The 8713-nt window shown below is 67.8% G+C and carries 11 protein-coding genes; 10 read left to right on the top strand and 1 reads right to left on the bottom strand.

Annotated features, from left to right (window positions below; all coding sequences use genetic code 11):
• Window positions 1-234 precede the first annotated feature (234 nt).
• Window positions 235-633: a host attachment family protein gene (locus V7702_RS09955; RefSeq protein WP_335649959.1), complete on the bottom strand. Its 399-nt coding sequence runs from the start codon at window positions 631-633 to the stop codon at window positions 235-237.
• A 443-nt stretch (window positions 634-1076) separates the two neighbouring features.
• Here V7702_RS09955 and V7702_RS09950 point away from each other — a divergent pair, with 443 nt between their 5' ends.
• The 10 genes from V7702_RS09950 (at window position 1077) to V7702_RS09905 (ending at window position 8710) form a co-directional block, all read left to right on the top strand.
• Window positions 1077-1325 (top strand): hypothetical protein, encoded by a 249-nt coding sequence (locus tag V7702_RS09950; RefSeq protein ID WP_335649958.1) that lies wholly within the window; start codon window positions 1077-1079, stop codon window positions 1323-1325.
• Window positions 1322-2656: a hypothetical protein gene (locus tag V7702_RS09945; protein ID WP_335649957.1), complete on the top strand. Its 1335-nt coding sequence runs from the start codon at window positions 1322-1324 to the stop codon at window positions 2654-2656. Before V7702_RS09950 ends, V7702_RS09945 begins: the two co-directional genes overlap by 4 nt.
• A gap of 199 nt (window positions 2657-2855) precedes the next feature.
• Window positions 2856-3476, top strand: a complete 621-nt coding sequence (locus V7702_RS09940) for a hypothetical protein (RefSeq protein WP_335649956.1) — start codon at window positions 2856-2858, stop codon at window positions 3474-3476.
• Window positions 3477-3522: 46 nt separating this feature from the next.
• The gene (locus V7702_RS09935; protein ID WP_335649955.1) at window positions 3523-4131 is read left to right on the top strand and encodes a hypothetical protein; all 609 of its coding nucleotides are present in this window, start codon (window positions 3523-3525) and stop codon (window positions 4129-4131) included.
• 35 nt (window positions 4132-4166) lie between these two features.
• The gene (locus V7702_RS09930) at window positions 4167-4691 is read left to right on the top strand and encodes a hypothetical protein (protein WP_335649954.1); all 525 of its coding nucleotides are present in this window, start codon (window positions 4167-4169) and stop codon (window positions 4689-4691) included.
• On the top strand, window positions 4688-5257 hold the full coding sequence (locus V7702_RS09925) for a hypothetical protein (protein WP_335649953.1): 570 nt from the start codon (window positions 4688-4690) through the stop codon (window positions 5255-5257). Before V7702_RS09930 ends, V7702_RS09925 begins: the two co-directional genes overlap by 4 nt.
• Before the next feature lie 34 nt (window positions 5258-5291).
• Window positions 5292-5837, top strand: coding sequence for a hypothetical protein (locus V7702_RS09920; RefSeq protein WP_335649952.1), 546 nt, complete (start codon window positions 5292-5294; stop codon window positions 5835-5837).
• Window positions 5838-5881: 44 nt separating this feature from the next.
• On the top strand, window positions 5882-6403 hold the full coding sequence (locus V7702_RS09915; protein ID WP_335649951.1) for a hypothetical protein: 522 nt from the start codon (window positions 5882-5884) through the stop codon (window positions 6401-6403).
• Between the two features lie 75 nt (window positions 6404-6478).
• Entirely contained in the window at window positions 6479-8362 is a 1884-nt protein-coding gene (locus V7702_RS09910) for a portal protein (RefSeq protein ID WP_335649950.1), read from the top strand.
• 33 nt (window positions 8363-8395) lie between these two features.
• Complete coding sequence (locus V7702_RS09905; protein WP_335649949.1) at window positions 8396-8710, top strand: hypothetical protein; 315 nt, start codon at window positions 8396-8398, stop codon at window positions 8708-8710.
• The last annotated feature ends 3 nt before the right edge of the window (window positions 8711-8713 follow it).

Below are 8713 nucleotides of genomic sequence, written 5' to 3'. Positions count from 1 at the left end.
CGCTCGACCCTGTTCGATGACCCGTCGGGGCTGGAGCCCTTCATGGAGACCATGACGGCCGAAAAGCTGCCGTGGGTGAGCACTCCGGCGGTGGAAGGGTTTGCAGGCTTTCCGCAGCCGGCGGACTTCGGGCGGCTGATGGGCGCCTATGCGGCGCGGACGGCTGGCTGAGGCCGGAAACGCGGGCGTGGAGAGGCGGAGCGGGGGATCGTCCCGCCTCTCGTCGTTCGAAATCTAAGCGTTCTGGATGGCCGTGGCGATCTGGTCGGTGGTGTGGCCGGTGAGGTCCTTGGCGATCTCGCCGACCAGGCGGGCTTCGGTCTCCTTGTGCCAGCCCTTGCGGAGCTGACCGAGCGTCTTGGGCGCGGCGATGACCAGTAGCTTCTCGGCGCGGTGGGTGAGGACCATGTGGTTCAGGACGTCGGCGACGCCCATGGCGAAGCCGTCCTCGGCCTGGGTGTCGTTGTCGGGATTGGCGTCGCTGGAAATGCGGCCCGGCGCGCCGGACACGCGATCCTCGATCTCAGGCGTCGGCTGGGCCTTCAGGTCGATATCGGTGTGGCCGACGTTCTGGAAGAGCGCCAGCTTTTCGCCATCGACGACGGCCACGTGGGCGCCATTGGGAAGTATCATCTGGGAGCTCCGATGGTTGCGGGACAGCTTGAACGTGCCGCGGGGCGGCGCGGTTGCCAACTGAGGGCGAACCCCTAGTTGTTCCTATTTTGTTCTTGCGTTCCCGCGGGAATTTGGTAGGCTCTGTGTATGGGTCGTTCTTGCGTCTGAGGCGCTGAGGACGCCGCGGCGGGCGAGGCCCGCACTTGCATGACATCTCTCCTGGCGAAGCGTTGAGCGGGCTGCCTTTGGCGGCCGGCTTGGTGCGTGCCTGGATCGAGCCGCCCCCTTGTCCCTCCCCCGAGGACGGCGGCGCGCCCTGAGGTGGTGACTGCGAGGCGGCGTTGTCAGGCGCAGCAGGAGCCCCGCGCCCGGCTCCAGGAGCCAAGTGCGCGCCTCTCGTGGGGCGCGGAGCGGGCGCGGGGCGGACGGTCCGACGAGTTTTTCAGAGTAGAGGTGGCTTCATGGCGCGGGCGGTGCGGCGGCGGAAGGATCCCCGCGAAGCGGTCCTGGCCCTGGCGCCGTTGGCGGTGGAGACCCTGGCGGAGATCATGCGCGGGGCCGGCAGCGACACCGCCCGGATCGCCGCGGCCCGGGAGGTGCTGGACCGCGCCCACGCCAAGGGCAAGGGCGCGGAGGGCGAGGGCGGGCTGACCATCGTGGTGCGGCGGTTTTCCGACGCCGGGGACGCCGAGTCCGGCCCGGCGGAATGACGGGCCCCGAGATCGAGCTGCCCCATGGTTGGAGCCCACGGGACTATCAGGCGAGCCTCTGGCGCTATCTGGAGGGCGGGGGCCTGAGGGCCGACGTGGCCGCCCACCGGCGCTGGGGCAAGGATGATGTGGCGCTGAACTGGACCGCGGTGAGCGCGGTGCAGAAGCCCGGCGTCTACTGGCACCTGCTGCCCGAGAGCGCCCAGGGGCGCAAGGCGATCTGGGAGGCGGTGAACCCGCACACGGGAAGGCGGCGGATCGACGAGGCGTTTCCGCCGCAGATCCGGAGCGCGACGCGGGATGGGGATATGAGCATCCGTCTGGCCAATGGCGCGGTCTGGCAGGTGCTGGGCTCGGACAATTATGACAGCCTGGTGGGGGCGCCGCCGGTCGGCGTGGTGTTCTCCGAATGGGCGCTCGCCAAGCCCGAGGCCTGGACCTACATCCGGCCGATCTTGGCGGAGAATGGCGGCTGGGCGCTGTTTCTTTGGACGCCCCGGGGGCGCAACCATGCGGTGCGCGCCTTTGAGGCGAGAGCGCGGGACGGCGCCTGGTTCACCCAGCGCTCGCCGGCCACGGAGACGGGGGTTTTCTCGCCGGCCCAGCTGGCCCGGGAGCGGGCCGAGCTGGTGGCCGAGACCGGGTCGAAGGAGGAGGGCGAGGCCCGGTTCGCCTCGGAATACCTAGTCGACTTCGATGCGGCTGCGCCCGGCGCCTACTATGCCGGCCCGCTGGGCGAGGCGCAGAGCGCGGGGCGGATCGGACGGGTTCCGCATGATCCAGCGCTGGCGGTGCACACGGCCTGGGACCTGGGCATCGACGACTATACGGCCATCTGGTTTTTCCAGCAGGTGGGGCCTGAGGTGCGGGCCATCGACTATTTCGAGACCAGCGGCGAGGGGCTGCAGGCTATTGTCCGCGAGGCGATCGCGGCGAAACCTTACGTCTATGGGACCCACCACCTGCCGCACGATGTGATGGTGCGCGAGCTCGGCGCCGGCGGGCGCTCGCGGTTCGAGACCCTGGGCGGCCTGGGCGTCTCACCTATCGAGGTGGGGCAGGCGACCCATCCGGAAGAGCGGATCAACGCCGCACGGCTGATGATCCCCATGACCTGGTTTGACGGTGAGGCCTGCGCGCTCGGGCTCGACAGGCTGCGGGCCTATCGCAAGCGCTGGAATGCGGCGACGCGGGCCTATGGCGGACCGCTGCACGACGCCGCCAGCCATGGCGCCGACGCCTTTGGCGAGTTCGCGCTCAACCGTCGTGGGGCCTCGGTCAGGCGCGCCGGCCGTAAGTCGGGCGGAGCCCGCGGGAGCTGGATGGGCTGAGACTGAAATCCCCACTACCTGGAAACAAGGAACGCTCATGGATCCGAACTTGGGCTCGCGCAGAAATGAGGCAAACACTTGGGGTGCTGAAAATTCAGCGCATGGCCCAACCACCGTTCGAGAAGTCGAAGTTTTAGGCCGGAGGCCTGTCCCCGCTACTGTGGGATACTGGTCAAAAGATCCGGGATTCTTAGAGAGTATGATACCCGTCTGGGGAGCTTCTCGAGGCCTGATCGCTGACTGGAAGCAGGGCGACCGCATGGGGATGGCGATCAATGGCGCCATGCTCCTGAGCGAATTGAATCCATTAGCCTGGGGTGCAACCGCCTACAGCAAGGCCGGGATTCGCGCCGCGATGAAGATCGGGAGTAGCCGAACCTGGAACGCGACGCGTAAGCGCATGGCGAGGGCCGGCTACTTTCAGAGTGGGGAGCAAGGCCACCACTGGCTCTTTCGCCAGGGGTCGAATCTTCCTCTTTGGCTGGTCAATCATCCGATCAACGTGATGAAGCTTCCGGCGAACGTTCACAAGCGGCTTCACACCCGTGATCTAGTTAATGGCTTGGATCGATTCAGCGTCGCAGAGAGGCTGTACTATGGAACGCCAACTTGGCTGAAGGTCGAGGCCGGACGAGCAGCAGGTTTAACCGCAGCAAAAGGCGCGCTGGGGACTGATGATAACGAGGTCGCACCCAGTCTATCGGCGACCCAGATCCCTGCGGCGGCCATGCCGCGGGATGATTTCGTCAGCCAAGTCGCCTTGCCGCCGGCGCCGCCCTCGATCGAGCAGGTCTGGTACGGAGATCGCTACTTCCACTGATCTGCATGCAAATCAAGCGAGCCGGGCTTGCCGGATCGCTACTTGAGTGGACATCGGCGATATGTTCCTATTATGTTCCTGGCCAATCTTAGGAGGGGCGAGCGTGATTTGGGATCGGCGCACCACGCTGCTGCCGCTGGCTGCAGGGGTTATGGCGGCAGCGGTCGTGCTGTTGGTCGAGCCTGTGCGGCAGTTCGCCTATGAGGACCAATGCTTCGACCTCGGCGGCGCCACGCGGACGGGCCGATGTGACTACGGGACCCTAAGGGCCTCGGCCCCAAGCGGCTGGCGGTCCCTGCCTGGGGCGGAGGCGCAGGTGGCGCTGGGTTTGGCGAAGTCGCGGAAAGCCGAGCTGCAGCGGCTTTATGAGGAAGCCGATTTCGATGGCGACGGGCGGCTCGACGAGGCCGCGGTCCTGATCGACGAGGCGGGACGATCCTACAGTCTCTTCGTTTTCCGTCAGGGCGCTCGTCCCGAGCAACTGACGCCGCCGCGCGGGCAGACGGGGTTTGCCGACGTCGTGCTGAGCGCCAGGGAGGGCGATCCGCAGGCAGGACGGGCGGCCGAGCTGGCCCTGAAAACGCAGTCGGGCCGTGAGACCTTTGTCTGGGATCCTCGCGTAGAAGTATGGCGCCCATCTTCGGAGGCGCGATGAGGGTGTCCTGGAGCCGACGGCAGTGGCGACCCCTGGTGGTGGTGGCGTTGATGTTGAGCGCCGCAAGCTGCGGCTATGCCTTGGGCGACCTCGTCGGCGTCAACGCCTGCATGGATCACAACGGCGATTGGGAGAATGGGGTCTGCTACGACAGCGGCGGGGCGCTGGAGCACCTGCCGCGCGGATGGCAGGCCGTGGACTCCGATGAACTTGCGGCGCTCACGGGTCGCGCGAAGGACTGGGACTTCCTTGAGACGGGCAGCGTTGATCTCGACGGAGATGGCGCAAAGGATATGGCGCGGGTCCTGGTAAATCCGTCGATGACGCAGTTCCGTCTGTTCGTCTTCTACGGCAAGGACGATCTTGCCGGGGATCGCGCCGTGGCGCTGACGGAACCCCAGGGGGTCGCAGACGTCTCGAGGGTTTCCGTGAGCATGGAGGGGCCACCTCGTGAGCCCGAGAGGGCGTCGCAGATCACACTGCGACAAACGATCAACGGCCAGAGGCGGGACATGGCCTTCACCTGGCGCGGGGATCGCCTGGCGGAGGTGGCGCGGTGATCGAGCCGCCCCCTATTCCGGTCGGACGGATCTTGCGGGGCTGTCTGCTTTCGGTGGTCATGGTGCTGCTGCTGATGGGCTCCTGCACAGTCGGCTGCCTGGGCCGCGGGGCTGAGTATCCGCAACGCTGCCGAGCCAATGGCGGGACGCCGGGCTACATGGCCTGTCACATGCCGCGACTGACCGTGGCCCCGCCGGAGGGCTGGGTGTTCCGCACGGCGGCCGAAATGCGGCCTGGTCGCGATGGCGATCAGGCCTGGCGCGAGGCGCTCGACCACTATCAGCGGCTGGCGGTGGCGGCCGACTTCGACGGCGACGGGCGGGAAGACCAGGCGGCGATCCTGCTGGACGAGACCTTTGAGACTTTCGCGGTCTTCGCCATTCCGGCGGACGGCGAGGCGGTGCGAGTGACGCGGCCGCAGCCGGTCGCGGCGTTGCCGGGCCGCGCCCTGGCCGTGCGCGAAGACGGACGTCGCGGGCAGCCCGCGCTGTTGGTGAAAGCCCCAGACGGCGAAGACGAGGCCTTCGCCTGGGATGGCGCGTCGTTTGTGAGGGCCGGCCAGTGAAACTGGCATGTCAGCGGGAGGCCTGATGGCTTGGATGGGGCGCAGAATGCGGTGGGCGGTGGCCGGGGCGGCGATGCTGAGCGCCGGCAGTTGCGGCTACGCCACCGGCGGCTTCTGGATTAGTGGCGGCTGCTATGACCGGGGCGGCTACTGGGAAGACGGCCTCTGCTACATCATCGGCGCTCGGCGGAGCACGCCTCGCGGCTGGCAGAGTGTGGAGCCCGCGGAACTGGCGGCGGTCAAGGGCGTGGCCCAGGAGTGGGGGGAGCTGACGACGTCCGGAGCTGATCTCGATGGCGATGGCGAAGGCGATACGATCGCGGTGCTGGTGGACCCGACGTTGACGGCGTTTCGGGTCTTCGCCTTCTTCGCCAAGGACGACTTCTCCGGGGACGCGGCGCGCGCCCTGACCGAGGCGCGGCCCATTGCTGAGGTGGATGCGGTGTCCGTGGAGCTGAATGCGCCAGAGGCGGGCTCCGGTATGGCGGCGACCTTTACCCTGCGGCAGAAGGTCGAGTGGCGCTCACACGACATCGCCTATGGCTGGATCGACGGCCGGTTCGTGGAGATGTCTTCGTGACCGAGCCGCCGCCCTTTCCCACCTGGCCCATACTGAGAGGCCTCTTGTTGTCGGTCGTGATGGTCACCCTGCTGATGGGGTCGTGCACGGTGGGCTGCAAGGGACGCGCCTACCAGTACGGGGAGCAGTGTCGCGACCATGGCGGCGTTCGCAGCCGACTGGACTGCCACATGCCCCGCCTGACGGTGACCCCGCCGGACGGTTGGGTGTTCCGGACCACGGCGGACCTGATGCCCGTTTATGGCGACGACCCCACATGGCGAAAGGCGCTCGACCACTATCAGCGCCTGGCGGTGCGGGCGGACTTCGATGGCGACGGGCGTGAGGACCAGGCGGCCATCCTGTTGGACGAAGCCTATGAGAGTTTCGCGATCTATGCGTTTCCAGCGGGCCGCGATCCGGTGATGCTGGCGCCAGGCCGGCTGATGACGGCGCTGCCCGGCAGCTCGCTGGCGGTGCTTGAGGCTGAGGCCGATCGCCCGCCGTCCCTGGTGGTGAAGGCCGCGGAAGGCAAGGACGAGACTTACGCCTGGGATGGCGCGGCGTTTGTGAAGACGGCGGGCTAAGGGCCCGCCGGACATAAGGAAAATCGGATTTCTCTGACACAGCGTCCCCGGTTTGGGACGCTAAAGGGCGTTTGCATGACCCATGACGACATCCTGCGCGACGCCCGCGAGGCGTTTGAGCGCGCGTCGGCCCATGAGGCCGAGATCCGCGAGGAGGCGCGCGACGACCTGCGCTTTGCCAGGCTCGGCGAGCAATGGCCGGAGAAGGTGCGGCGGGATCGGGAGCTGGACGGGCGGCCCTGCCTGACCATCAACCGGCTGCCGGCCTTCATCCGCCAGGTGGTCAATGATGCGCGGCTGAACAAGCCGGCCATCGCCTGCCATCCGGTGGACGACGGCGCCGATCCGCAGACCGCCGAGATCTTCAACGGCCTGATCCGCCATATCGAGCAGTCGAGCGACGCCGAGGTGGCCTATGACACGGCCCTGGATTTCGCCGTCACCTGCGGCTTCGGCTATTTCCGGATCAACACCCGCTACGCCCGGGACGACAGCTTCGAGCAGGACATCATCATCGAGCGGGTGGCTGATCCGTTCAGCGTCTATGGCGACCCGGACTCCACGGCCGCGGACTCGTCGGACTGGAACACCGCCTTCGTGGTCGACAGCCTGCCGCGGGCCGCGTTTCAGGCGCGCTGGAAGGGCGCCGAGGCAGTTGACTGGTCGGGGGCGGCCTATGGCGGCCTGGCCGAGGCTTGGGGCGACGGCGACCGGGTGACGGTGGCCGAGTTCTGGCGGCGCGAGGCGGTGGCCCGCAAGATCGTGGCCTTAAGCGACGGGCAGGTGATCGAGCTTTCCGCCTATGAGGCGCAGAAGGGGCTGTTCGACGCCCTGGGCGTCAGCGTCGTCGGATCACCGCGGCAGGTGGCGAGCCACAGGGTAGTGCAGCATGTGGTCACCGGCGCCGAGGTGCTGGAGACCGTGGAGTGGGCCGGACGGTTCATTCCCATCGTGCCGGTCTATGGCGAGGAGCTGCGGATCGATGGCAGGCGGCGGCTGCGCAGCCTGGTCCGCGACGCCAAGGACCCCCAGAGGATGTTCAACTACTGGCGGACCACGACGACGGAGCTGGTCGCCCTGGCGCCCAAGGCGCCGTTCATCGGACGCAAGGGCGCCTTCGAGACCGATGCGGAGAAGTGGGCGAGCGCCAACGTTCAGACCCATGCCTATCTGGAATATGATGGCCCTGAGCCGCCGATGCGCCAACCCTTCGCCGGCGTGCCGGCCGGCGCGCTGCAGGAGGCGCTGAACGCCAGCGACGATATGAAGGCGATCATGGGCCTGCATGACGCCAGCCTGGGGGCGCGGTCCAATGAGACCAGCGGCCGGGCGATCATGGCCCGCCAGCGGGAGGGGGACGTCTCTACCTTCCACTATATCGACAATCTGAGCCGGGCGATCCGGCACGCCGGGCGGATACTGATCGACCTGATCCCCAAGGTGTACGCAGCCCCGCGGGTGGTGCGCGTGCTGGGGCCGAGCGGGGAGGCGAGACTGGCGGCGGTGAACCAGCCGGTGGCGGTGCGGGAGGCCGATGCGCAGGGCCAGGTGCGCGAGGTGAAGCGGATCTATGATCTGAGCGTCGGCAAGTACGACCTGACGGTGCGGGCCGGCCCCAGCTTCACCAGCCGCCGGGAAGAGGCGGCGACCCAGATGATCCAGCTAATCCAGGCCTATCCGGCCGCAGCCCCGGTGATCGGCGACCTGCTGGCGCGCAACCTGGATTGGCCCGGCGCCGACGAGATCGCCCAGCGGCTTTCGAGCCTGCTGCCGGCCCAGGTGCGGGGCGAGGCGCGCGCGGCCATCGAGAAGCTGTCCCAGGCCCTGGCGGGCGCCAACCAGAAGCTGGAGGCCATGGCGCGGGACCAGGCGCTGGAGACCCGCAAGCTGGAGATCGCCGCCTTCGAAGCCGAGACCAACCGGCTGAAGGTGGCGGGCGCCGCGCGTCCCGCCGACTGACCTTTCTTTCCAGACCTTTCAAGGATCAAGCACATGGCCACCGGCAAGGTGATGGGCGCGTTCACAGCGACGGGCCCGAGCGAACGATTTGCGCCTGACTCGCGGCCCGGCGCCCCGCGCAGGTTCAACCTGTCGCTGTGGGGAACCTTCTCCGGCAGCGTGCGGGTGGAACGGTCCTTCGACGCCGGCGCGACCTGGCTGGAGTGTTCCCGCGACGGGGCGGGCACGCCGGCGGCCTATGCCGCGCCGATCTCGGCGGTGATGGAGGAGCCCGAGGCCGGAGTCCTTTACCGGCTGAACTGCACGGCCCTGAGTTCAGGGACGGTGAACTACCGCCTGAGCCAGTGAGCG

It is taken from the genome of Phenylobacterium sp., assembly GCF_036963605.1.
Lineage (GTDB): Bacteria > Pseudomonadota > Alphaproteobacteria > Caulobacterales > Caulobacteraceae > Phenylobacterium.
This window is presented reverse-complemented; position numbering and strand designations above follow the sequence as displayed.